Below are 22,322 nucleotides of genomic sequence, written 5' to 3'. Positions count from 1 at the left end.
GCGGGCGACGTGCTCGCCACGGGCCGCGCGGCCGGTTCAGAGCTCGTGCAGAGCCGCCCGTGCATCCTGCGGGGACATCCCTGCGGCCTCGAGCGTGTCCACGATCGGGGAGCGCAGCAGCATCACGAGCGACTGGACCTGCCAGTCCCCCGCGCCCACGGTCCGCGGGTCGGCCGCGGCCGCGGTGTCGGCCAGGATCTCGCGCGCGGTCGACGGGTCGCGTCCCGCCCCGATCGCCTCGGCCAGGACCCGGGTGCCGGCCGCGAACCGGTCGACGATCGCCGCGACGGGCAGGAGGTCGTGGTCGGGCCCCGCGACCGGTCGGGCACGCCGGGCCAGGACACGGACGCTGCGCATGGCGCGGTCCACCAGGACCGCCTTGCGCTCGATGTCGCCCAGCTCGGTGCGGTGCTTGCGCCCCACGGGGCTCACCCGGGACAGCTCCTGGGCGCTCGTCGCGGTCGCCTGCCACTCCTCGAGGGCGGGCTCGGACGCCCGCCCCCGCACGAGCGCGGCGTCCAGGTCGTCGACGTCCCCCGAGCGGAAGCCGCGGGCGAGCAGCTCGAGCGTCTCGGCGAGCTCGGTCGTCGCCTCGTCGCCCAGGATCCGTGGCCGACGGCGCGGGTCACCCGGTGTGAGGGTCGCGACGAGCAACGCGAGCGCGCCACCGACCAGGGCGTCGACCAGGCGACCGCCCGGGCCGCCCGTCTGGGTCGCGGGCAGACCCACGATGACGATGGCCTGGACCCCGGCCTGGGTCGCCAGGAGCGCGCCGCGGTCGATGAAGCGCGCCACGAGGGCGGACGTCGCGAGGACGACGGCGACCTGCCACCAGCCCGACCCGATGAAGTGGACGATCAGGTCACCGAGGCCCACGCCCACCGCGACCCCGATCGCGAGCTCGCCGACCTTGCGCACCTGCCGGTCCTGGCTGAACCCGAGGCAGATCCACACGGAGACCGGTGCGAAGAACGGGTACGGGTGACCGAGCACGTAGTGCGCGATCCCGTACGCGGCACCCGCCGCGAGCGAGGCCTGGACGACGGGCCAGAACGCGACCCGGACCCGGGAGCTGCCCTGTCGCAGGCGTGCCCTGAGCAGCAACCGACGGAACGCCTTGCGGGCCGACTCGACCGCCCCGGGTTCCGGCGTCGCGGCTCCTCCGGCCGACTCCCGCGCCTGCGTCATGTGCTCCTGCTCACCGCGTCCCACCGTGCCGGGGTCCCGGCACGGTCCTCGGATACCGCTCTAGATCATGCTCTGGGGTGCGCCCGCGCCCTTGGGGGTGACGCCTCGTGCGACCGGACCGCGCGGTGCGGGCCGGTCGACCGACACGCCCTCGCCCGGGACCACCACCTCCTGGGCCGCGGCCACGGCGCCCCCGTCGCAGTCGACGACCAGCTCGACGTCCTCGGGCGCGCTGCGCTTGAGGACCGCGAGCGCCACGGGGCCCAGCTCGTGGTGCCGGGCGACCGACGTCACGACGCCGACCGCACGTCCCGGCGCAGCCACCCCGTCCGGACCGGTCTCCCCGCCCGGCAGGCGCACCTCGGCCCCGGCGACCGGGAGCAGGTGCCCCGAGCCGTCGAGGTGGAGCATCACGAGGCGGCGCGGCGGACGGCCCATGTTGTGCACGCGCGCGATGGTCTCCTGGCCGCGGTAGCAGCCCTTGTGCAGGTGGACGGCGGTCCGGAGCCAGTCGAGCTCGTGCGGGATCGAGCGGTGGTCGACCTCCGTCGCGAGGCGGGGGCGCCAGGCCTCGACGCGCAGCGCCTCGCTCGCCCAGGTCCCTGCGAGCCGCCACCCGGCCGCTTCGCGGGCGGCGACGGCGTCGGACAGCTCGGCGCGCGGGACCAGGACCAGGCGCCACGGGCGGTGGGCGCCCGGGTGCTCGTCGTCCGCGGGGCCGTAGCGGGTGCCGCCGGGCGCGGTGCGCGGCCAGGGGTCGCGCCACGTGACGGGCTCGCCCTCCGCGCCCTCGGCGTCCCGAGGCTCGCCCAGGACCGCGATCTCGTCGCTCATGTCGGTGATCTCGACGCGCAGCGAGAACTTCATGCGGTCGAGCCAGGCAGCGAGCGTCGGAGCGTGCGAGCCCTCGGTCACGAGCCACGTGGACTCGCCGTCGTCGACGACCCCGGCCGCGTGCTCGACGTGGCCCTGCGGGCTCAGGACGAGCAGCTCGGTCGAGGTCCGGGGCGCCAGGCCCAGGAGGCTCTGCGAGGTGATCGAGTTGAGCCACGTCAGACGGTCGGGGCCGGTGACCCGCACGACGCCGTGGTGCGAGAGGTCGACGACCGCGCCGCCCGACTCGAGCGCGCGCTGCTCGCCCGTCGGGTCGCCGTAGTGCCAGGCCACGCCCGCGTCGGGTCCGGAGCCCGCGACCGCGCCGGGGCGCGACAGCAGCGGGCTCGTCCGGACCGGGGAATCGGGCTCCGTCCGGGCCGCACGCTCGTTCTGGGTGGCGTCGTCAGGTCCAGCGGTCACGGTGCAACAACCTCCTCGGCGCCGGTGGGCGCACGTCCGTCCGGCCGCGCGGTGGCGTCGGCCGTGCCTCGCACGTCGAAGGGGCTAGAGGCGGTCCAGCTTCGCCGACGCATACGACTGCAACGGCTGACCGAAGGCCGCCAATTCCCAGACCCACAGGAGCTGGCCCTGGACGTTGCCGTAGAGCCGGTTCGACGCCGTGATCTCGGACGAGGTGGCGGTGCGCACCACGGCGTCGCTCGACAGGTCCACCCGACCGTTGCCGACGACCCCCAGGTACAGGGTCATGCGGCCCGACGGGTCCGCGATCATGACCTCGATCGCCGACCTGTCCTCCGGCAGCCCCTCGGGACGCTCGGGCGAGACGCGCCAGTAGCCCGTCTCGGTGGACCAGATACGTCCCGGCGCGAGGTGCCCCTCGGTGCCCGGCTCGGCCTGGTCGCTCGACGGGCGAGCGGACGGCTCGGCAGCGTCGTCAGCGGTCCAGGCCTCCGGCACGGTTTCCGGGACCTCGGCCTCGAGGACGCGGATGGTCGACTCGTACCGCAGGTACGGGCCGCCGTCGTGGTCGAACACGACGTCCTGGACGAACGGGGTCTCGGGGATCCCGGGGTAGGCGATGACACCTTCACCTCGCCAGGAGCCCACGAGCCACGCGAGCGGGTAGGCCTCGGGGGCGAGCCCCTCAGGGAACGCGAAAGCCATCTGGTGGTACCTCCGGCGGTCCCAGCGGACCGTGACGACGACAAGGGAGAGCGGGACCGTGGTCCCACCGGGCGCGGACGCCCGGGGCGACGCTCAGGTCAGCGCTGACCCTTGTACAGCTTGTAGACGACGAACCCGGCGAACCACGTGATGGTCACGGTCGCGGCGATCAGCAGTCCCAGGAAGATGAGCTCGAGTGCATGCGTGGACATGTCGCCGATCCTACCGTCCGGCCTCTAGGCTCGCGCACGTGACCTCCCAGCCCGCTCCGTCGCCGTCCTCGGCCGCCCCGGCCCCCGTCGCCCGCTCGCTCGTGGTCAAGTCGACCGCGGGCCTCGAACGCCCCGAGGCGACCAACCAGGCCTTCACGGTCGCCGCCGCCGCGGTCGCCGCCGGGGTCGAGGTCAGCGTGTGGCTGACCGGGGAGTCGGCGTGGTTCGGGCTTCCCGGGCGTGCGCGCGAGCTCGAGCTCGAGCACGCGACGGCCCTGCCGGACCTGCTCGACGTGATCCTGTCCGCCGGGACCGTCACGGTCTGCACCCAGTGCGCCGTGCGCCGCGGCATCACCGAGGCCGACCTGCTGCCGGGAGTGCGCATCGCGGGGGCGTCGGTGTTCGTCGAGGAGGCGCTGCGCCCGGGGGCCCAGGCCCTCGTCTACTGACGCGGCCCGGGCACGCCGGGCCTCGCCCTCAGTCCTCGACGCGGATGCCGAGCTCGGCCGCGAACAGCGGCGCCATCTCGACGAGCTGGGACGGGCTGAGCGTGGCTCCCGCGAGCCTCTCGATGCTCGTGATCCGTCGCAGCGTGGCCCCGCGCAGGTCGGTGTGCACCAGACGGGCGCCCGCCAGGACGAGGTGGTCGACCGACGTCTCCTCGAACGCGACGCGCGTGACCTGGGCGTTCGTCAGGTCGAGCTCGTCCACGGTGCACCGCGTGAGCCGCAGGTCGCGCACCGTCGCACCGCGCAGGTTGACGTACCCGAGCTTGCAGTCGACCAGCTCGACCGAACGCCACGCGGACTCGTAGAGCTCCGCCGAGCCGATCCGTGAACCGGCCAGCACCACGTCGTGCCACACCGACCGCGGGGCGCTCAGGACGGGCGCGTCGATCCGCTCGAGCCGGGCCTCGCTGAACGTCGCGGCCCGCAGGTCGGCCTGGTGCAACGAGATGCCCACGAGGTCGCACCGCTCGAACGTGACGTCGGACAGGTCCGCGTGGGACAGGTCGCCACCCTCGAACCGTTCGTCGTGGCGGCGGTCCTCCGGACCGACGTCCGCTGCGTCCCCCGCTGTCCGGACCCCTGGGCGCAGGCGCTTGAACCGAGGCGGGAGGGTGGTCGAGGAGTCGGTCTGCGCGGGCACCGCACGACCCTACGCCTTCCCTGCCACGGCACCCGCAGCACCTCGGCCCCGATGCGGGACCTCAGCGGGCCGGTGCGAAACGCCGGACCAGCAGGTACATCTCGCACCCCAGGCACAGCCCGAACGCCGCGTTGAGCACGGCCGCGACCAGGGCCAGGCCCGCCGCGACCGGTACGGCCACGAGCGAGACGGTGAAGCCCAGGAGCACGCCGACCCCGGTGATGACGAACCCGACCCCCTGCGCGAAGCGAGGCGGACGCGGGTCCTCGCGCTCCGCCGTCGGGCCGAGCCTGGGCCGGACGAGAGTCTTGAAGACCCACCCCTGCCACGTGCCCTGGGCACCGCGGAGCGCCCCCAGCAGGAAGCTCAGCGCGATGAACGTGAGCAACCACAACGCCGCCTGGGACGACCCCAGGAGCAGCGTCACGGCGAGCAGGAGGGCGGTGATCCCGGCACCGACGCGCGGGCCGCGCGGGTCGATGCCCTGGGCCGAGCTCGGAGAAGGGTGCGGTTCGTGCGACATGGCGGCTCCTCGGTCGGCCCGCCCGGTGGGCGAGCGGTGTCAGGCGACGGACGCGGCAGGCACGGCGAGCGCCTCGATCGCCTGGGTCCGGTTCACGCTGCCGCTCATCCGAGCGACCTCTCGGCCGGACGGGTCCAGGACGAGCACCGTCGGAGTGCGCAGTATGCCGAAGGTTCGCACGAGATCGTGGTGCTCGTCGACGTCCATCTCGCGATGTGTCACGTCGGTCCGCGCCGCGACGAGCTCGTCGAGCACGCGCGCCGTGTGCCGGCAGGGCGAGCAGAACTCGCTCGAGAACTGGACGAACGTCCGGTGCTCCCCCAGCACGATGCCGAGGGCGGGCCAGTCGACCGCGGCGTCCTCGGCAGGTGGGCGACCCGCACGGACCACTCCCTGGCGGCGTTGCCACCACACCCCGAGCAGCACGCTCGCGGCGAGCAGCACGACCAGGACCACGATGCGCCAGACCATGTGCCTCGACCTCTCCCTCGTACGGCGGTGCAGCAGCACGGCCGGGGTGTCGCGGGGAGGGCTCAGCCCACCACCACGCGCCCGACCACGAAGACCAGGATCCCCCCGACCGTCACGGGCAGCACTATCGCAGCAACGGCCGCCTGCCTGCGCTCGAGGGCCGGCAGCTGGTCGAACAACGCGCGCAGCCCCGCGACCAGCATCCCCGAGACGACGCCCGTCCACAGCCCGTTGCTGATCGCGACCTCGGGGAGCACGTACCCGAGCCCCCCTCCGGCCGCAGCCGCGGCGACGACCGTCAGGACCGAGCTCCACCACCCTGCGAGCGGGAGCGCGGAGACCGCGGAAGCCACGGCGATCGCCGCGGCGCACGTCACCACGAGCTCCGCCCCTGCGTCCGTGCGCTCGGTCGCGATCCAGCCCGCCGCCGACACCGCGACGACCAGTCCGCTCACCGTGCCCAGGAGCGACTCGACGAGCCTCGGACGCCCGTCCCGGCGCAGCATCTCGGCGACGAACGCCAGCACGATGCCCATCGCGAGCACGAGCGGCAGGTTGCGCAGCGCGGGCTCGCCGTCGGTCGCGGCCACGGCCGCGACCGCACCGACCCCGGTGAGGCCGATCACGAGTCCGGAACCACCCGGGGCCGGCTGGCCCAGCAGCGCCGGCCACCCGACCGCGACCAGGACGGCGAGCGCGGCGGCGGCGACCGTCAGGGGAAGGAGGCCGAAGAACGCGGCCGCGGCGACCACCACGGCCACCACCGACGTGGCGACGGCGCGGGAGGAGAGACCCACTAGGCACACTCCCCCGACGACACGGACGACATGAGGACGGGGACGGCACCGGGTCCGGAGAGGCTGAGCACGAACATGAGTCTCCCAGATGACGCCGCACGCGAACACGAAACAAGGTTGTAACAGCGCAAAGGCCTTGGTCACCCCGTCGACCCCTGTTCCACGCGCTACGGTAATGATTCCGGCCTCCTCGGGGGTCACTGGGAGGAGGTGCGTCGGTGGCAGAGCTGTTGATCCTGACACCGGCGACAGGTGGGTCCGTCGAGATCCTGCCTGCGCTGGGACTGCTGTCGCACCGTCTGCGGGTGCTGCCCATGGAGCCGTCGGCCCTGGTCGACGCGCCCGACTCGGACGTCGTGCTGCTCGACGCGCGCCGCGACCTCGCGGCCGCCCGAACGACCTGCCGCCTGCTCCACGCGACAGGTCTGACGGTCCCGCTCGTGCTCGTCCTGACCGAGGGCGGGCTGACCGTCGTCACCGCCGAGTGGGGGGCGGACGACCTGCTCCTGGAGCATGCGAGCCCTGCCGAGGTCGAGGCCCGGTTGCGCCTCGTGATCGAACGCTCGTCGCACGGTCGCGCCGACGACGCCCCGCAGGAGATCTCGGCGGGCGAGCTCGCGATCGACGCGGGCGGGTACACGGCCCGCCTGCGTGGCCGCCCGCTCGACCTGACGTACAAGGAGTTCGAGCTCCTCAAGTACCTGGTGCAGCACCCGGGCCGCGTCTTCACGCGGGCACAGCTCCTGCAGGAGGTCTGGGGCTACGACTACTACGGGGGCACCCGCACGGTCGACGTCCACGTGCGACGCCTGCGTGCCAAGCTGGGCCCCGAGCACGAGCAGCTCATCGGGACCGTGCGCAACGTCGGCTACCGGTTCGACCCGCCCAAGGACCGGCGGGCCGCAGCCCCCACGGACGACGGCACGGGCCAGAGCGCGCACGACGCGCCAGGGACCGAGGCGACCGAGCCCACGGCCTCGAGCGAGCAGGTAGGTTCGTCCGGGTGACGACCGACTCGAGCGACTTCTCCGCAGCCCTCGTCGACGGCCCCTGGCGGCACGAGTTCGTGCCCGCCAACGGCGCCCGCTTCCACCTCGCCCTGGCGGGCCCCGAGTCGCGCGGGGGTGGTTCGAGCGCACCGCTCGTTCTCCTGCTGCACTCGTTCCCGCAGTTCTGGTGGGCCTGGCGGTACCAGCTCGAGGCGCTCGCCGAGGCGGGCTACCGCGTCGCCGCGATGGACCTCCGGGGCACCGGCGCGTCCGACAAGCCACCGATCGGCTACGACGCCCCGACCCGCACGCGCGACGTCGCGGGCGTGGTCCGGTCGCTGGGCGCCGACCGCGCCGTCGTCGTCGGGCACGGGACCGGCGGCGCGCTCGCCTGGGCCATGGCCGCGCTCCAGCCCGCCGTGACCGCGGGCGTCGCGGCGTTCGCCGCGCCCCACCCGTCGCACGTCCACACCTCGGGGCGCAGGCTCCTCACGCCGCTCGCGCAGCGCCACCTCGCGTTCGCCCAGCTCCCCACGTTCCCCGAGCGAGCCCTGACGCAGGACGACCTGGTCGGTCGGGTCCTCGCCGACGGGGCGGCGACGCCGTTCGCCCCCGAGGTCGTGGACACCTACCGCACGGTCATGCGCATCCCGTTCGCGGCGCACTCCGCGATGGAGGCCATCCGCTGGTCCGTGCGCTCGGCGCCCCGGCCCGACGGCCGCCGCTTCCGCAGCGCGCTGCGCCGCCCGATCACCGTCCCGACCCTCCAGGTCCACGGCGGGTCCGACGGATTCCTGCGCCGCGACCTCACCGACGCGGACGCGGCAGCGGTCTCCCGCGCGTTGCGGTTCGAGGTCCTCGACGGGGTGGGGCACTTCCTCCCGGAGGAGGCGCCCGACGACGTCACGCGACTCCTGCTGGAGTGGTTGCCCACCACGAAGGGCTGAGCGGGCCTCCGGCCTCCCGCGCTCCGCGCGTCAGTCCGCCTTGACCATGCCCGCAGCGACCGCCGGGTCCGTCTCGCCGACCCCGAACGACGGGCACAGGTGCGCGATGGTGCACGCCCCGCACGCAGGCTTGCGCGCGAAGCAGACCCTGCGGCCGTGGAAGATCAGCCGGTGCGAGAGCATGGTCCACTCGCGCTTCTCGATGAGCTCCCCGACCTCCGTCTCGACCTTGACCGGATCCTCCTCGGCGGTCCACCCGAGGCGGCGCACGAGGCGCCCGAAGTGGGTGTCGACCGTCAGGCCGGGGACGCCGAACGCGTTGCCCAGGACGACGTTCGCGGTCTTGCGACCGACCCCGGGCAGCGTCACCAGGTCGTCGAGCTTCCGGGGGACCTGCCCGTCGTAGCGCTCGACGAGGGCCTGCCCGATCCCGATCACCGACTGCGCCTTGGCCCGGAAGAACCCGGTGGGACGCAGGATGTCCTCGAGGTCCTCGCGGTCCGCGGCCGCGTAGGCCGCCGCGTCCGGGTACCGGGCGAAGAGCTCCGGAGTGGTGAGGTTGACGCGCTTGTCCGTGGTCTGCGCCGACAGGACCGTCGCGATCAGCAGCTCGAGCGGCGTGGTGAAGTCCAGCTCGCAGTGCGCGTCCGGATAGGTCAGCGCCAGCTCACGGTTGGTGCGCCGTGCTCGCCGCACCAGGGCGAGCCGTGACTCGACGTGCGGGGCTGGTGCAGGACTCGAGGTACCGCCCGAAGTGGTCACGTCCGGCAGCCTACTCGGCCCCGCCCACACGCCTCTCCCCCGCGATCCGTGCGGGCCCCCGCGGGGCGGTGGCGACCCGAGTTGCGCACATGAGGCAGACTTGTGGGAGGAATCACGAGTACCGGTTCGCTCGAACTCCGCCGATGCAGACGGGCTCATGCCGGGAAAGTCCGCTCAACACTCGAAGGACATCGCGTGGACGACGACGTAGTGCTCTCGGCCCCCCTCTTCGCCACCATGGACCGCGAAGAGACCCGGACGCTGTTCGACTCGATGCAGCAGATCGAGCTCACCCGTGGAGACGTGCTCTTCCGCGAGGGTGAGCCCGGTGACCGGCTGTACGTGATCGCACAGGGCAAGATCAAGCTCGGCCGCCGCTCGAACGACGGCCGCGAGAACCTCCTGTCCATCCTCGGACCGGGCGAGATGTTCGGCGAGCTCTCGCTCTTCGACCCGGGGCCCCGCACGGCCACCGCCAGCTCGGTGTCGGACGCCCTGCTCTACGAGCTGCGGCACGAGCAGCTCATCGAGTGGATCGAGAAGCACCCCAGCGTCGCGAAGCACCTGCTCAACGCGTTGGCGCGCCGCCTGCGCCGCACCAACGAGACGCTCGCGGACCTCGTGTTCTCCGACGTCCCCGGCCGTGTCGCCAAGGCGCTCCTCGACCTGTCGACCCGCTTCGGCGAGGAGACGGACGAGGGTGTGCGCGTCGCGCACGACCTCACGCAGGAGGAGCTCGCCCAGCTCGTCGGCGCCTCGCGCGAGACGGTCAACAAGGCCCTCGCCGACTTCGCCACCCGCGGGTGGGTCCGCCGCGAGGGACGCGCCGTCGTCCTGCTCGACGTGGACCGGCTCGAGCGCCGCGCACGCTGACCGCGGACGCACCAGATCGGCGAGAGGCCGGTCGCACGACCCGAGGGTCGCGCGACCGGCCTCTCGCCGTCTCGGGGAGCGATCCGCTCGCTCAGGCGTCCGACGGCTCGGCGAGCTCGACGACGAGCTCCACCTCGACCGGGGAGTCGAGCGGGAGCACCGAGACGCCCACCGCGCTGCGCGCATGGATGCCCGCCTCGCCGAAGATCTCGCCCAGGACCGTGCTGGCGCCGTTGATCACGGCCGGCTGACCCGTGAACGAGGGGTCGCTCGCCACGAACCCGACGACCTTGACGACCCGGGAGACCTGGTCGAGGTCCCCCACGAGCGCCTTGATCGCCGCGAGCGCGTTGAGCGCGCTCGTGCGGGCGTGGCCCGCCGCCTCGGCCGGGGCGACGAGCCCCTCGCCGTCACCGACCTTGCCGGTCGCCGGCAGCGCCCCCGCCACGAACGGGAGCTGGCCCGACGTGTACACGTACCGGCCCGTGCGCACCGCGGGGACGTACGCCGCCACGGGCGCTGCGACGTCGGGCAGGGTGATGCCCAGCTCGGCGAGCCGGGCGTCGACGACGCCTGCCACTACTTCTCGCCGGTCGGGCGCTTGAGGTAGGCCACGAGGCCGTTCCCGTCCGGTCCCGTGACGACCTGGACGAGCTCCCAGCCGTCCGAGCCCCACTGGTCGAGGACTGCCTTGGTGTTGTGGATGATGAGGGGGATGGTCGCGTACTCCCAGGTGGTTGCCATGCGCCCGAGCGTAGTCGTCATCCAGCCGGCGCACAGGTCACGCGGACTCCTCGGACCGGCCCTCGAACGCTCACAGAACCCGCACACCGGTGGGGGGCGCAATCCCCGGAGGGGCAGGGGCGCCCTCCCGTAGGCTTGCGCCTATGGCTTCCCCTGCGCGTCCCCGTCGACAAGTCAACGCCTATCAGCTCATCGCCCTGCTGCTGGCGTTCGTCCTGGTCTCCGGGGTCGGCGGCGTGCTCGGTGCGGGTCTCCTGATCCCCCTCGCCGCCGGCGCCAGCCAGGCCACCGACAGCAGCGTCCAGATCTTCGAGGAGCTGCCGGACGAGCTCGAGCCGGGACCTCTGGCCGAGCAGTCGCGCGTCTACGCGAACGACGGGACCACGCTGCTCGCGACCTTCTACCAGGAGAACCGCATCGTGGTCCCCCTGGGCGAGGTCTCGGACCACATGAAGAACGCCGTGGTCGCGACCGAGGACAAGCGCTTCTACGAGCACGGCGGGATCGACCCGGAGGGCACCCTCCGCGCGGCGTTCAACAACGCCTCGGGCGGCGCGAAGCAGGGCGGCTCGAGCCTGACGCAGCAGTACGTCAAGAACGTGCTGATCGAGCAGGCCGTGCGTGCCGAGGACCCGATCGCCGTCGAGGCGGTCAAGGAGAGCACCATCGAGCGCAAGGCTCGCGAGGCCAAGCTCGCGATCTCGCTCGAGCAGCGCATGACCAAGGACGAGATCCTCGAGGGATACCTCAACATCGCGCAGTTCGGTATCCGGGTCTACGGCGTCGAGACCGCGGCGCGCCACTACTTCAACACGAAGGCGTCCGACCTGAGCATCGTCCAGGCCGCGACGATCGCCGGCGTGACCAACGCCCCGAGCGCGTACGACCCCGTGTCCAACCCGGCCAGCTCGGAGAAGCGCCGCAACCTCGTGCTCGGTCGCATGCTCGAGCAGGGGTACATCACGCAGCAGGAGCACGACGAGGCCGTCGCGACCCCGCTGGCCGAGACTCTCGACGTCCAGCCCGTGTCCGTGGGCTGCCAGGCCGCGAACGGCGCGGCGTTCTTCTGCGACTACGTCACCAAGGTCATCACCTCGAACCCGATCTTCGGCGAGACGCCCAAGGACCGCCAGGGCCTGCTCTACCGCGGCGGCCTCGACATCACCACGACGCTCGACCCCCGGATGCAGACCGCCGCCGAGACCGAGGTCACGTCGGCGATCCCCGCCTCCGACCCCAGCGGGATCGAGAACGCCCTCGTGACCGTCGAGCCCGGCACGGGCAAGATCCTCGCGATGGCCCAGAACCGGCCCTACGACGCCTCGCTCGAGGCCGCCCCCGGGACCACGGCACAGAACTACAGCGCGGACCAGGCGCACGGCTCGTCCCGCGGGTTCTCCCCGGGATCCACCTGGAAGCCCTTCCTGCTCGCCGAGTGGCTGCGGGCCGGGCACACGCTCAACGAGTCGGTCAACGCGAACCGTCGCGAGTGGAACGTCGGGCGCGACTTCACCTCGTCCTGCACCAAGCTCAACGTCGGCGAGAAGTGGAACCCCAACAACTCCGACGGCCAGGGCAAGGGCAGCATGACGGCCCTGGCCGCGACGACCAACTCGGTCAACACCGCGTACGCCGACATGGCGAGCAAGCTCGACCTCTGCTCCGTGGCCAGCACCGCGAAGTCCGTCGGGTTCGCGCCGTCGCTCACGAAGGACAAGGGCGAGGTGGACATCCGCCCCTCCATGATCATCGGTACCCAGAACTCCTCGCCGCTGCAGATGGCCGCAGCGTTCGCGACCTTCGCGAGCGGCGGTACCTACTGCGAGCCCATCGCCATCACGCGCATCGTCGACCCGAACGGCAAGGAGCTCGAGGTGCCGTCGGCCAACTGCAACCCGAACGCCCTGGACCCGGCGGTGGCGAACACCGTGACCTACGCCCTCAAGAACGTCATGACGGATGGATCGGGCAAGAGGTCGCAGCTCGAGGGGCGCGAGAGCGCCGGGAAGACGGGCACGGCCCAGCTCAACACCCACAACTGGTTCGTCGGCTACACGCCCCAGCTCGCGACGGCGGTCTGGATCGGGAACGCCGAGTCGGACGTCCAGATGCGCAGCAACGGCCGCGGCCGGTTCACCATCAACGGTGTGAGCAGGCAGTGGTGGTTCGGCTCCGACCTCGCGGCCCCCATGTGGAAGAACTACATGACCACGGCCCTCGAGGGCATGCCCGTGGTGAGCTTCCCCGAGCCCGACCCCAAGATGCTCGGCCAGGTCCAGGCTCCTCCGACCACCACCCCGACGACCCCGGGTGGCGGCAACGACCGCGGCGGCGAGACCGGTGGCGGCAACAGCAACGGTGGCGGCAACGGCAACGGCAACGGTGGCGGTAGCAACGGGAACGGGAACGGCGGCAACGGGAACGGCGGCGGCGGCGAGACCGGCGGCGGCAACGGGAACGGCGGCGGCGAGACCGGCACGCCGGGCGGGGAGCAGGACTGACCGGGGCCCGCGTGCACCCCGTGCTCGTCGGCGCCGGCGTCCTCGCCGCCGCCGGAGCGGGGGCGCTCGCCTACGCCCACCTGGAGACCAAGCTGTTCACGCTGCGTGAGGTCACTGTCCCGGTGCTGCCCCGAGGGGCGGCCGACCTGCGCGTGCTGCACTTCTCGGACCTGCACCTGACCCCCACGCAGGAGCGCAAGATCGAGTGGATCAGGTCCCTCGCGGCCCTGCGCCCGGACTTCGTGGTCGACACGGGCGACAACCTGGCCCACGTGGACTCGCTGGAGCCGCTCCTGTACGCCCTCGAGCCGCTCCTGAGCAGCACGCCCGGGACGTTCGTCATGGGGTCGAACGACTACTTCGCCCCCTCGCCCAAGAACCCCGCCCGGTACCTGCTGCCCGACGCGCGGACCGCCCACACGGTCGACCCGCCGAGGCTCCCCGCGGACAAGCTGGCCGCCGCTTTCAGCGCCGCCGGGTGGATCGACCTCACCAACCGCCGCGACACGATCGACGTCGGCGGCGTGCACATCGACCTGGTGGGCGTCGACGACCCGCACCTCGACCGGGACGTCTTCCCGCCCGCGCAACCACGCACGGCGCGGGACGCCGGGACCGAGTCGACGCCGTCGGGCCTGCGGATGGGCGTGGTGCACGCGCCCTACACGCGCGTGCTCGACCAGATGCACGACGACGGCGCCGACGTCATCCTCGCCGGCCACACCCACGGCGGGCAGCTCTGCGTCCCGTTCTACGGGGCGCTCGTGACCAACTGCGACCTGGACCGCGGACGGGCCAAGGGTCTGCACGGCTGGCCGGGCGCACGCCCCGACGCCCCCGGCGGCGAGGCCTCGACCTGGCTCAACGTGTCGGCCGGGGCGGGCACCTCGCCCTACGCACCCTTCCGGTTCGCGTGCCGACCAGAGGCCACGATCGTGACGCTCACGGCACCGTGAGCACGCACTGAGAGGCCGGTTTCGTCGCAGGGGCAAACGTCGGCTATTCTAGGCAGGCTCCAGCGCGCAGGTTTGGAGGGACCTCTCGAGGACCCTCCGCAGACCGGCAGCGACGAGAGCAATCGGGGTGTGGCGCAGCTTGGTAGCGCGCGTCGTTCGGGACGACGAGGTCGCAGGTTCAAATCCTGTCACCCCGACCAGCACGAAGGCCCGGAGTCCACTGGACTCCGGGCCTTCGTCGTTCCCGCTCCCGCGGCGCTCGCCGAGGGCGACGTCCCCGCCCACCGACGTCGACCCCCGCGGCGCCGAGGGTGACGGCGTAGCTCTCCCGACCGCGACCGCCCTATGAGGGTCCCCCCTTCCGGTGTCACGATGAGGGTCCTGCACCCCCAGCGTCGGAGGTCGTCGTCATGGCCGAGGAGCCGATCGTCATCGTCGGAGGCGGCCTGGCCGCCGCGAAGGCCGCCGAGTCCCTGCGCACCGAGGGGTACGACGGCGACCTCGTGGTCGTCTCGAGCGAGCCGCACCGCCCCTACGAACGTCCGCCGCTCTCGAAGGACTACCTGCGCGGCGAGGCCGAGCGCGACGTCCTGTTCCCCCTGTCCGAGGAGTGGTACGCCGACCACCACGTCGACCTGCGCACCGCGACGCGGGCCGCGGGGATCGACGTCGCCGCGCACTCCCTCACGCTGATCGACGGGACGTCGCTGCCGTACGCGCGCCTGCTCCTCGCGACCGGATCGACGCCGCGCTCGTTCGCGGTGCCCGGCGCGGACCTCCAGGGCGTGCACTACCTGCGCACGATCGAGCACGCCGACCTGCTCGCCGCGACGCTCGAGGCCTCGGCCCGCGAGGGCGCGGGTCGGCTCGCCGTCGTGGGCGACGGGTGGATCGGGATGGAGGTCGCGGCCTCGGCGCGCAGCCTCGGCCTGGACGTGACCGTCGTCGGGCGTGCTGTCCACCCGCTGGGCCGCGTGCTCGGACCCCTGCTCGGGGAGATGTACGGCAAGGTCCACGCGGACCACGACGTGCACCTGCACCGCAACGCCCAGGTCGTGGGGATCACGGGCAGCGAGGGGCGGGTCACGGGACTCGACGTCGCGGACGGGACGCACGTGGCCGCCGACGTCGTCGTGGTCGGTGTGGGCGTGACGCCCAACGTCGGTTTCGCGGAGGCCGCCGGGATCGAGCTGCGCGACGCCCGCCTGGGCGGCGGGCTCGTGGTCGACGCGACGCTCGCGACCTCGGCGCCCGACGTCTGGGCCGCGGGGGACATCGCGAGCGTGCCCTCCCCGCGCTACGGTCGCCCGCTGCGCGTCGAGCACTGGGCCGTCGCCCTGGAGACCGGCCCGCACGCCGCGCGCGCCATGCTGGGCTCGCGCGAGCCATACGACAAGCTGCCCTACTTCTTCTCCGACCAGTACGACGTGGGCATGGAGTACCTGGGGTTCGTCGAGGACCCGGCCGCGACCGAGGTGGTCGTGAGCGGGTCCCTCGAGGACCACGCCCTGGTCGCGTTCTGGGTCGCCGACGACCGGGTCCAGGCAGGCATGGCGGTCGACACGTGGGAGCAGATGGAGAGGGTCGAGGAGATCGTCCGGTCCACCGGGCCGGTCGACCGGGACGCCCTGGAGGCGTTCCGCGCCTGACCGGCCCGGCAAGGCCCTGGGACCGGCCCGGCCAGCCCCGCTCAGGCCCTACGGCACCTCGCGCTGCGCCTGCCCCACGTACTGGCTGAGAGGGCGGATGAGGGCGTTCGCGGACCGTTGCTCGACGACGTGCGCGGTCCAGCCCACGACGCGCGCCGCGACGAACAGGGGCGTGAACGTCGGGGTGTCGAAGCCCATGAGGTGGTAGGCGGGACCGGTCGGGTAGTCGAGGTTCGGCAGGATGCCCTTGCGCTCGGTCATGGCCGCTTCGAGCGCGTCGTACAGGTCGTCGAGCGCGGTCGCCTCGTCGGTCCCCAGGTGCGCGACGAGGTCGTCGAGCGTCTTCTTCATGGTCGGGACGCGCGAGTCGCCGTGCTTGTAGACGCGGTGGCCGAAGCCCATGATCTTGCGCTTGTCGACCAGCGCCTCGTCGAGCCAGGCTGCGGCCCGGTCGGCCGTGCCGATCTCCGCGAAGGTCGCCATGACGGCCTCGTTCGCGCCGCCGTGCAGGGCACCCTTGAGGGCGCCGATCGCGCCCGTGACGGCCGAGTGCAGGTCGGACAGCGTCGAGGTGATGACGCGGGCCGTGAACGTCGAAGCGTTGAACGAGTGCTCGGCGTACAGGATCATCGAGACCTCGAAGGCCCGCACGACGCACTCGTCGGGCACCTCGCCGAAGGTCATGTGGAGGAAGTTCTCGGCGTAGCCCAGGTCCTCGTCGGGGTCGACGATCTGCTGACCACGGCGTCGGCGCTGGTCGAGGGCGACCACCGCGGGCAGCATGGCCCACAGCCGCAGGGCCTTGGCGTGCTCGGCCTCGGGGGACGAGTCCTCGGCCGTGGGGTCGTGCGCGCCGATGACCGAGACCGCGGTGCGGCACACGTCCATGGGGTGGCAGGTCGTGGGGAGCTCGAGGATCGCGTTGCGCACGGCGCCCGGCAGCGCGCGGTGGGCGCGTTCGACCGCGGTCTGCTCGGCGAGCTGCTCGGGGGTCGGCAGCTCGCCGTGCCACAGGAGGTAGGCGACCTCCTCGAAGCTCTTGCGCGCGGCGAGCTCCTGCACGGGGTAGCCCCGGTAGAGCAGCGAGTTCGTGTCCGGGTTGACCTTGGAGACCGACGTCGTGTCGACGACGACGCCCGCGAGGCCTTTGCGGATCTCGGGAGCGGAAGCGGCCGGGCCTGGGACCGGGGCCGCGGCCGCGGCTCCCGGGGTGGTCGCGGGTGTCCCGACGCTGGGGGTGCTGGTGGTCATGTGCTCACTCCTTCGTGATGCGGGGTCGTGCTGCGGCAGTGCTGGGCGCCCTACGGCCGGTAGGTGAAGATCTCGGTGTCGAAGTGGTTGTAGCCGGCGTAGTCCACCAGCTCGTACAGCCGCGCGCGCGTCTGCATCTCGCCGACCACCCCGTCCTGCGTGCCGGTCTCCCGGATCATGTCCAGCGTGCGCTCCGCGGCCCCCATCGCGCTACGCAGGAGGGTCACGGGGTAGATGACGATCTGCACGCCTGCCGCCGCGAGCTGGTCACGGGTGAACAGCTCGGACTTGCCGAACTCCGTCATGTTGGCGAGCACCGGCACGTCGACGGCCGCGGCCACGGCCTCGAACTCCGCGAGGTCGCGCATGGCCTCGGGGAAGATCGCGTCGGCGCCCGCGTCGACGAGCGCCTTCGCGCGGTCGATCGCGGTCGCCAGCCCCGCAGGGCCGTCGAGGCTCGCCCGGACGTCGGTGCGGGCCATGACGAGGAAGTTCGGGTCGCGACGGGCGTCGACCGCGGCACGGATGCGCTTGGTCGCGGTCTCGAGGTCGACGGTCGCCTTGCCGTCGAGGTGGCCGCACCGCTTGGGGTTGACCTGGTCCTCGATGTGGCAGCCCGCGACGCCCGCGTCCTCGAGGGTCTGAATGGTGCGCGCGACGTTCATGGGTTCGCCGAAGCCCGTGTCGGCGTCGACGATCGCGGGCAGGTTCGTCATGCGCGCGATCTGCCCCGCACGGGTCGCGACCTCGGTGAGGGTCGTGAGGCCGATGTCCGGCAGGCCCAGGTCCGCCGAGACGACGGCCCCCGAGATGTACACCCCGTCGAAGCCCTTGTCCTCGATCAGGCGTGCGGAGAGCGGGTTGAACGCGCCGGGGAGCTGGAGCAGCTCGCCGGCCGCGAGCCGGGCGCGCAGCGTGGCCCGCTTGTCCGACGGCGTCGCGTGCGAGTACAGCATCAGTTGCCTCCTGCGGTGGTCGGGCCGGTGGGGTCGTCGGTCGCCTCGTGCATGGTCCAGCCTGCGGCTCCCTCGCCGGGACCGGTCTCGCCGGGTGCCTCGGCGTGCGGGGCGTCGGGGCGGCCCAGCTCGAAGATGCCCGTGGGTACCGGGACCGCGTCCAGCAGCCCGGGCCGCGCGACGATCGAGAGCTCGCGCACCTCGGCGGGCGTGAGCGACGGGAGGCGCTGCGCGAGGTCGAGGAAGCGCTCGATCTCGGCGGGCTCGAGCACGCCCTCGGCGAGGAGCCGGAACTTGGCGACGTACTGCGCACGGGCGAACGGGCGCGCGCCGAGCGGGTGCGCGTCGGCGACGGCGATCTCGCGGACGATCCGCCCGCCGTCGGCCAGCTCGATCTCGACGCGACCGCCGAACGCCTTCTCGGCCGGGTCGACCGAGTGGTAGCGGCGCGTCCACTCGGGGTCCTCGGCCGTGGTGACCTTGCCCCACAGCGCGACCGTGTCGGCGCGGCCGGCGCGGCCGGGCGTGTAGGAGTCGACGTGGTGCCACCCGCCGTCCTGGAGCGCCACCGCGAAGATGTACGGGATGGAGTGGTCGAGGGTCTCGCGCGAGGCGGTCGGGTCGTACTTCTGCGGGTCGTTCGCGCCCGAGCCGATCACGTAGTGCGTGTGGTGGCTCGTGTGGATCACGATGCTCGCGATGTTGTCAGGGTCGGCGAGCCACGGGTGCTCGGCGTGCAGCGCGCGCGCCAGGTCGATGAGCGCCTGCGACTGGTACTCCGCCGAGTGCTCCTTGGTGTACGTGTCGAGGATCGCGGTCTTGGGCTCGCCGGGCGACGGCAGCACGACGTCGTAGCGTCCCTCGGGGCCGTCGAGCAGCCACGCGATCACGCCGTCCTCGCCCTCGTAGATCGGCTCGGGCGACGTCTGCCCACGCATCGCGCGGTCCACGGCCTCGACCGCGACCTTGCCCGCGAGGGCGGGCGCGTACGCCTTCCACGTCGAGATCTGGCCCTTGCGGGACTGCCGCGTCGCGGTCGTGGTGTGCAGGGCCTGACCGATCGCCTGGAAGATCGTCGTGGTGTCGAGCCCGAGCAGGGTCCCGATCCCGGCCGCTGCCGACGGGCCGAGGTGCGCGACGTGGTCGATCTTGTGCGCGTGCAGGCTGATGGCCCGGACCAGGTCCACCTGGATCTCGTAGCCCGTCGCAATGCCGCGCACGAGCGCCGCCCCGTCGCAGCCCGCGTGCTGGGCGACCGCGAGGATCGGCGGGATGTTGTCCCCCGGGTGCGAGTACTCGGCCGCGAGGAACGTGTCGTGGTAGTCGAGCTCGCGGACCGCGACGCCGTTTGCCCAGGCGGCCCACTCGGGGCTCGTGCGGGTCGCCAGCGGCGTCCCGAAGACCGTCGCGCCCGGCTCGTACGGGTGCGCGAGGGCCTGCCCCCGGGCAGCGACGGCCGGGGCTCGCGTGAGGCTCGCGGCCGCGACGGCCGCGTTGTCGATCACGCGGTTGACGATCATGTCGACGACCTCGTCCGGCACCTCGACCGGGTCGGTCGCGAGCTCGGCGAGCTTCCACGCGAGCTGGTCGGTGCGGGCGAGGTTCTCCGCGGAACGGTGGGTCCGCAGGTGGTGGGTCGTGGGCATCGGTGCCTCCGGTGGTCGGGTGCGGTACGTCGGGGTGCGTCGGGCGTGCTCCCTGCCCGACGGCGTCGCGTGGGCCGAGGGGAGGGTTGCGGTCGGCGGGGGCCAGGTGGGGTGCGCGTCGTCAGCCGGGCGGCGGGTTCTCCTGCTCGCCGAGGGCCTTGGCTGCCATGGCGCCGCTGCGTTCGATGTGCTCGCGCATGGCACGCTCGGCCGCGTCCGGGTCGCCGCTCGCGATGGCGGACGCGACCTCACGGTGCTCGTCGACGTGGTCGGTGGTCCCGACACGCTCGCGCGCGGACAGCGAACGATAGCGGTCGACGTGCCCGCGGATCTGACGCAGCAGCTCGGAGCACCACCGGTTGTCGGCGAGGGCCGCGATCTCGCCGTGGAACTGGGCGCCGATGCGCAGGACCTCGTCCTCGTGGTCGCGCACGGCGTCCATGAGGTCGACGAGGCGGGAGAGGCGCTCGACGTCGGCAGGCCGCGCACGTTCGCACGCGTCCCGGGCGAGCAGTCCTTCGAGGCGTGCCCGGACGTCGTACACGCGGTGCAGGTCGGTGACCGCCAGGGGCGCGACGCGCACTCCCCCGGTCGGCTGCTCGACCACGAGGGCTTCGGCCTGCAGGAGGCGCAGGGCTTCGCGGACGGGGGTGCGGCTCACGCCGAGCTGGGCCGAGAGGACGGGTTCGGTGAGCCGGGCGTCGGCCGCGAGCGTGCCGTCGATGATGCGCTGACGCAGGAGGTCGTAGACCGCGCGAGCCCCGGACTGGCGGCGGACGGCCGCAAGGGGTTCGTCGCGGGGCGGGGACGACGTCGTCGGGGCGCTGACCATGCGACCATCGTGCCACAGCCTCTGCGTACTTGTATACAACTTGGCTCCGAGCGGCGGCCTTGCAAGAGAAGCGCAGGTCTAGCAGCCGTCAGCCGAGGGGTTGCCCAGCGGGGAGTCGTCCAGGGGCCTCATGCGCTCGGCGAGCTCGTGGTGCCACACCGCGAGACCCTCGAGCAGCACCGCCCGTCGCTCGACCCACGACCCCGCGCCCTGCCCCGACCAGAGCGGTGGGTAGACGCTCAGCCCCATGTCCGGCGGCAGCGCTTCGACGTCCCGCTCCCAGCCCGGCCACCGCAGGTCCGCGACGTACTCGCCGAGGCCCCCGCTGATCGCCCACTCGGTGAAGGCCCCCTGTCCGAACCCGAGGCAGTGCCACTCGAGCGTGTCGGGCGCGAAGTAGTGCACGTCCCCCAGGGGACCCGGCAGGCCACCGCCGTTGACCGCGAACGTGCCGCCCAGGACGTCGAACGCGACCACGAGTCGCTGCGGTGCGACGCTGCCCTCGGCCGGGTCGCCGAGCCCGTTGATCGTGGCGAGGTCCGGCAGGCCGTAGGCGCCGCCGCCGAGGAGTCGCAGCCAGCCATGGTCGACCAGGACTCCCCCGGTGTGGAGCGCAAGCGCTCCCAGGGTCGAGCGGGTCGTGATCTGGAGGCGGTACAGGACCTCGGGAGCCCACTCGGGAGGCGCGAGGACCTCGACGCCCGGTCGCTGAAACATCCGCGCGAGCGTGGGCCAGGCAGGTTCCTCGACCTGCGTGAGATCCACCACCGTCCTGATGCCCATGATCGGGGATCATGCCACGTCGGGCAGTGAATTCCGACACCTTCCGGAGGATCCGATACCGGATCCTCCCCATGTGTGCATCTTTTCCGGACTTTCCTGGCGCACAAACCCCGGAATTCTGCCGCAAACCACCCGGTGGGCCGTCCGACTGACGAGACGAGCGCTAGACGTTCCCGGCCCGGACGGCCGCGGCGTCGAGCTCCACGATGGGCCCGTTCACCAGTTCTTCGGCGTCGCTCGCGACGGCCCGGCGCCGCCCCGAGACGGCCGCGTAGCCGAGCCCCACCACGACCGCTCCGCCCACGAGGTTGCCCAGCCCGACGAACAGCAGGTTGCGCCCGAACTCGCCCCACGTGGTGAGCACCTCGGGGCTGAAGAGCCCGATGCTGAACGTCGTCATGTTCGCGACGACGTGCTCGAACCCCGAGGAGATGAACGCGAGGATCGCCCAGAAGATGATGATCGCCTTGCCCGCCTCCGAGCGCAGGCGTCCGCACGCCCAGATCGCGGCGCACACCAGGATGTTGCACAGGACGCCGCGGAAGAAGAGCTGGCCGCCGGACTCGTGGCCCTTGCCAGCGAGCATCGACGCGATCATCTCGCCCGCAGCGGCGTTGGTGTGCAGGATGCCGGACTGCACGACCATCCACCCGAAGAGCATGGAGCCGAGCAGGTTCCCGCCGAAGCAGAACAGCAGCGTCCCGACGGCGGAGCGCACCGGGATCGTCCGGGTCACCGCTCCCTGGGTCAGGATCATCATGGCCGACGTGCTGAGCTCGGCCCCGGCGAACACGACGAGCGTCAGGGCGACGGCGAACACCCCGCCTGCCACGAGCCGTTCCGCGGGCGCCCCGGCCGCGAGGAAGGGTCCGGCCGTGGTGACCATGAGGACCACGCCGACGCCGATGTACGCGCCTGCGAGCATCGCGGCCACGAGATAGCGCCACGGGTGCCGGGTGCCCGCCACCTTGGTGCGAGCCGCACGGGACTGCTCGGTCAGGTTCTCGGAGAGGCTCAGCACCCTCTCATGATGACCCCCTTCCATCTAAGGGATGGAAGGGGGTCGTCAGGTGGAACGCGGGGTCTCAGTCC

The 22,322-nt window shown here is 72.6% G+C and carries 22 protein-coding genes, 1 tRNA gene and 1 pseudogene; 8 read left to right on the top strand and 16 right to left on the bottom strand.

What is annotated here, in order from left to right; translation table 11 throughout:
• Positions 1-36: 36 nt before the first annotated feature.
• From ACZDYF_RS00185 to ACZDYF_RS00175, 3 genes are all read right to left on the bottom strand, one after another.
• Positions 37-1,188, bottom strand: coding sequence for an FUSC family protein (locus ACZDYF_RS00185; RefSeq protein ID WP_475051470.1), 1,152 nt, complete (start codon positions 1,186-1,188; stop codon positions 37-39).
• 60 nt (positions 1,189-1,248) lie between these two features.
• Positions 1,249-2,403 carry a CAF17-like 4Fe-4S cluster assembly/insertion protein YgfZ gene (gene ygfZ, locus ACZDYF_RS00180; protein ID WP_364074308.1) on the bottom strand — a complete coding sequence of 385 codons (1,155 nt, stop codon included), beginning with the start codon at positions 2,401-2,403 and terminating at the stop codon, positions 1,249-1,251.
• A 165-nt stretch (positions 2,404-2,568) separates the two neighbouring features.
• Positions 2,569-3,189 (bottom strand): heme-binding beta-barrel domain-containing protein, encoded by a 621-nt coding sequence (locus ACZDYF_RS00175; RefSeq protein ID WP_475051467.1) that lies wholly within the window; start codon positions 3,187-3,189, stop codon positions 2,569-2,571.
• 250 nt (positions 3,190-3,439) lie between these two features.
• On the opposite strand from ACZDYF_RS00175, the gene ACZDYF_RS00170 reads away from it, so the two are divergent.
• On the top strand, positions 3,440-3,850 hold the full coding sequence (locus tag ACZDYF_RS00170) for a DsrE family protein (RefSeq protein ID WP_475051463.1): 411 nt from the start codon (positions 3,440-3,442) through the stop codon (positions 3,848-3,850).
• Between the two features lie 28 nt (positions 3,851-3,878).
• On the opposite strand, the gene ACZDYF_RS00165 is transcribed toward ACZDYF_RS00170, so the two are convergent.
• The 4 genes from ACZDYF_RS00165 to ACZDYF_RS00150 all read right to left on the bottom strand — a co-directional run bounded on the left by ACZDYF_RS00165 (position 3,879) and on the right by ACZDYF_RS00150 (position 6,341).
• Positions 3,879-4,550 carry a pentapeptide repeat-containing protein gene (locus ACZDYF_RS00165; RefSeq protein WP_475051458.1) on the bottom strand — a complete coding sequence of 224 codons (672 nt, stop codon included), beginning with the start codon at positions 4,548-4,550 and terminating at the stop codon, positions 3,879-3,881.
• A 61-nt stretch (positions 4,551-4,611) separates the two neighbouring features.
• Positions 4,612-5,073: a DUF4395 domain-containing protein gene (locus tag ACZDYF_RS00160; RefSeq protein ID WP_475051456.1), complete on the bottom strand. Its 462-nt coding sequence runs from the start codon at positions 5,071-5,073 to the stop codon at positions 4,612-4,614.
• 39 nt (positions 5,074-5,112) lie between these two features.
• Entirely contained in the window at positions 5,113-5,544 is a 432-nt protein-coding gene (locus tag ACZDYF_RS00155) for a thioredoxin family protein (RefSeq protein ID WP_191789617.1), read from the bottom strand.
• A gap of 62 nt (positions 5,545-5,606) precedes the next feature.
• Entirely contained in the window at positions 5,607-6,341 is a 735-nt protein-coding gene (locus ACZDYF_RS00150) for a hypothetical protein (protein ID WP_204809894.1), read from the bottom strand.
• Positions 6,342-6,559: 218 nt separating this feature from the next.
• Here ACZDYF_RS00150 and ACZDYF_RS00145 point away from each other — a divergent pair, with 218 nt between their 5' ends.
• Positions 6,560-7,348, top strand: coding sequence for a winged helix-turn-helix transcriptional regulator (locus tag ACZDYF_RS00145; protein WP_307824228.1), 789 nt, complete (start codon positions 6,560-6,562; stop codon positions 7,346-7,348).
• Positions 7,345-8,277 (top strand): alpha/beta fold hydrolase, encoded by a 933-nt coding sequence (locus ACZDYF_RS00140; RefSeq protein ID WP_318243652.1) that lies wholly within the window; start codon positions 7,345-7,347, stop codon positions 8,275-8,277. The genes ACZDYF_RS00145 and ACZDYF_RS00140 overlap by 4 nt, the downstream gene beginning before the upstream one ends.
• Positions 8,278-8,307: 30 nt before the next feature.
• Here ACZDYF_RS00140 and nth read toward each other — a convergent pair whose 3' ends face one another.
• Entirely contained in the window at positions 8,308-9,039 is a 732-nt protein-coding gene (gene nth, locus ACZDYF_RS00135) for an endonuclease III (protein ID WP_475051447.1), read from the bottom strand.
• A gap of 195 nt (positions 9,040-9,234) precedes the next feature.
• Here nth and ACZDYF_RS00130 point away from each other — a divergent pair, with 195 nt between their 5' ends.
• Entirely contained in the window at positions 9,235-9,912 is a 678-nt protein-coding gene (locus ACZDYF_RS00130; RefSeq protein ID WP_030143997.1) for a Crp/Fnr family transcriptional regulator, read from the top strand.
• Between the two features lie 91 nt (positions 9,913-10,003).
• Here ACZDYF_RS00130 and ACZDYF_RS00125 read toward each other — a convergent pair whose 3' ends face one another.
• Complete coding sequence (locus ACZDYF_RS00125) at positions 10,004-10,492, bottom strand: RidA family protein (RefSeq protein ID WP_364073972.1); 489 nt, start codon at positions 10,490-10,492, stop codon at positions 10,004-10,006.
• Positions 10,492-10,656, bottom strand: a complete 165-nt coding sequence (locus ACZDYF_RS00120; RefSeq protein WP_021481786.1) for a hypothetical protein — start codon at positions 10,654-10,656, stop codon at positions 10,492-10,494. Before ACZDYF_RS00120 ends, ACZDYF_RS00125 begins: the two co-directional genes overlap by 1 nt.
• A 143-nt stretch (positions 10,657-10,799) precedes the next feature.
• Between ACZDYF_RS00120 and ACZDYF_RS00115 the strand changes: the two genes are divergently transcribed.
• From ACZDYF_RS00115 to ACZDYF_RS00100, 4 genes are all read left to right on the top strand, one after another.
• A complete protein-coding gene (locus tag ACZDYF_RS00115; protein WP_475051442.1) occupies positions 10,800-13,157 on the top strand; it encodes a transglycosylase domain-containing protein in 2,358 nt (785 codons plus the stop codon).
• A gap of 11 nt (positions 13,158-13,168) precedes the next feature.
• Positions 13,169-14,113 (top strand): metallophosphoesterase, encoded by a 945-nt coding sequence (locus tag ACZDYF_RS00110; protein WP_475051440.1) that lies wholly within the window; start codon positions 13,169-13,171, stop codon positions 14,111-14,113.
• Between the two features lie 123 nt (positions 14,114-14,236).
• Positions 14,237-14,313, top strand: a tRNA-Pro gene (locus tag ACZDYF_RS00105).
• Positions 14,314-14,523: 210 nt separating this feature from the next.
• Entirely contained in the window at positions 14,524-15,762 is a 1,239-nt protein-coding gene (locus ACZDYF_RS00100; RefSeq protein ID WP_475051438.1) for an NAD(P)/FAD-dependent oxidoreductase, read from the top strand.
• 48 nt (positions 15,763-15,810) lie between these two features.
• Here the strand turns inward: ACZDYF_RS00100 and ACZDYF_RS00095 are convergent, their stop codons facing one another.
• The 6 genes and pseudogenes from ACZDYF_RS00095 to ACZDYF_RS00070 all read right to left on the bottom strand — a co-directional run bounded on the left by ACZDYF_RS00095 (position 15,811) and on the right by ACZDYF_RS00070 (position 22,251).
• Positions 15,811-17,013 carry a bifunctional 2-methylcitrate synthase/citrate synthase gene (locus ACZDYF_RS00095; protein WP_475051436.1) on the bottom strand — a complete coding sequence of 401 codons (1,203 nt, stop codon included), beginning with the start codon at positions 17,011-17,013 and terminating at the stop codon, positions 15,811-15,813.
• Positions 17,014-17,063: 50 nt separating this feature from the next.
• Complete coding sequence (gene prpB / locus ACZDYF_RS00090; RefSeq protein WP_191789624.1) at positions 17,064-17,969, bottom strand: methylisocitrate lyase; 906 nt, start codon at positions 17,967-17,969, stop codon at positions 17,064-17,066.
• A 131-nt stretch (positions 17,970-18,100) separates the two neighbouring features.
• Positions 18,101-19,615, bottom strand: a pseudogene (locus ACZDYF_RS00085) (MmgE/PrpD family protein); the annotation flags it as partial.
• Positions 19,616-19,736: 121 nt separating this feature from the next.
• Positions 19,737-20,447, bottom strand: coding sequence for a GntR family transcriptional regulator (locus ACZDYF_RS00080; protein WP_191789625.1), 711 nt, complete (start codon positions 20,445-20,447; stop codon positions 19,737-19,739).
• A gap of 78 nt (positions 20,448-20,525) precedes the next feature.
• Positions 20,526-21,230, bottom strand: a complete 705-nt coding sequence (locus tag ACZDYF_RS00075) for a DUF2625 family protein (RefSeq protein ID WP_475051433.1) — start codon at positions 21,228-21,230, stop codon at positions 20,526-20,528.
• Between the two features lie 163 nt (positions 21,231-21,393).
• Positions 21,394-22,251, bottom strand: a complete 858-nt coding sequence (locus tag ACZDYF_RS00070) for a formate/nitrite transporter family protein (RefSeq protein ID WP_475051431.1) — start codon at positions 22,249-22,251, stop codon at positions 21,394-21,396.
• Between the last annotated feature and the right edge of the window lie 71 nt (positions 22,252-22,322).

The organism is Oerskovia sp. PE-21s (genome assembly GCF_056158145.1).
The sequence above is the reverse complement of the archived record's forward strand: the minus strand, read 5'-3'. Positions and strand labels throughout refer to the sequence as shown.

What these genes read in the sequence shown, in the direction of transcription:
- ACZDYF_RS00185 (WP_475051470.1), bottom strand. Translation starts at nt 1,188, where the DNA reads ATGACGCAGGCGCGGGAGTCGGCCGGAGGAGCCGCGACGCCGGAACCC.
- ACZDYF_RS00175 (WP_475051467.1), bottom strand. Translation starts at nt 3,189, where the DNA reads ATGGCTTTCGCGTTCCCTGAGGGGCTCGCCCCCGAGGCCTACCCGCTC.
- ACZDYF_RS00160 (WP_475051456.1), bottom strand. Translation starts at nt 5,073, where the DNA reads ATGTCGCACGAACCGCACCCTTCTCCGAGCTCGGCCCAGGGCATCGAC.
- ACZDYF_RS00155 (WP_191789617.1), bottom strand. Translation starts at nt 5,544, where the DNA reads ATGGTCTGGCGCATCGTGGTCCTGGTCGTGCTGCTCGCCGCGAGCGTG.
- ACZDYF_RS00120 (WP_021481786.1), bottom strand. Translation starts at nt 10,656, where the DNA reads ATGGCAACCACCTGGGAGTACGCGACCATCCCCCTCATCATCCACAAC.
- ACZDYF_RS00115 (WP_475051442.1), top strand. Translation starts at nt 10,800, where the DNA reads ATGGCTTCCCCTGCGCGTCCCCGTCGACAAGTCAACGCCTATCAGCTC.
- ACZDYF_RS00100 (WP_475051438.1), top strand. Translation starts at nt 14,524, where the DNA reads ATGGCCGAGGAGCCGATCGTCATCGTCGGAGGCGGCCTGGCCGCCGCG.
- ACZDYF_RS00095 (WP_475051436.1), bottom strand. Translation starts at nt 17,013, where the DNA reads ATGACCACCAGCACCCCCAGCGTCGGGACACCCGCGACCACCCCGGGA.
- prpB (WP_191789624.1), bottom strand. Translation starts at nt 17,969, where the DNA reads ATGCTGTACTCGCACGCGACGCCGTCGGACAAGCGGGCCACGCTGCGC.
- ACZDYF_RS00080 (WP_191789625.1), bottom strand. Translation starts at nt 20,447, where the DNA reads ATGGTCAGCGCCCCGACGACGTCGTCCCCGCCCCGCGACGAACCCCTT.
- ACZDYF_RS00075 (WP_475051433.1), bottom strand. Translation starts at nt 21,230, where the DNA reads ATGGGCATCAGGACGGTGGTGGATCTCACGCAGGTCGAGGAACCTGCC.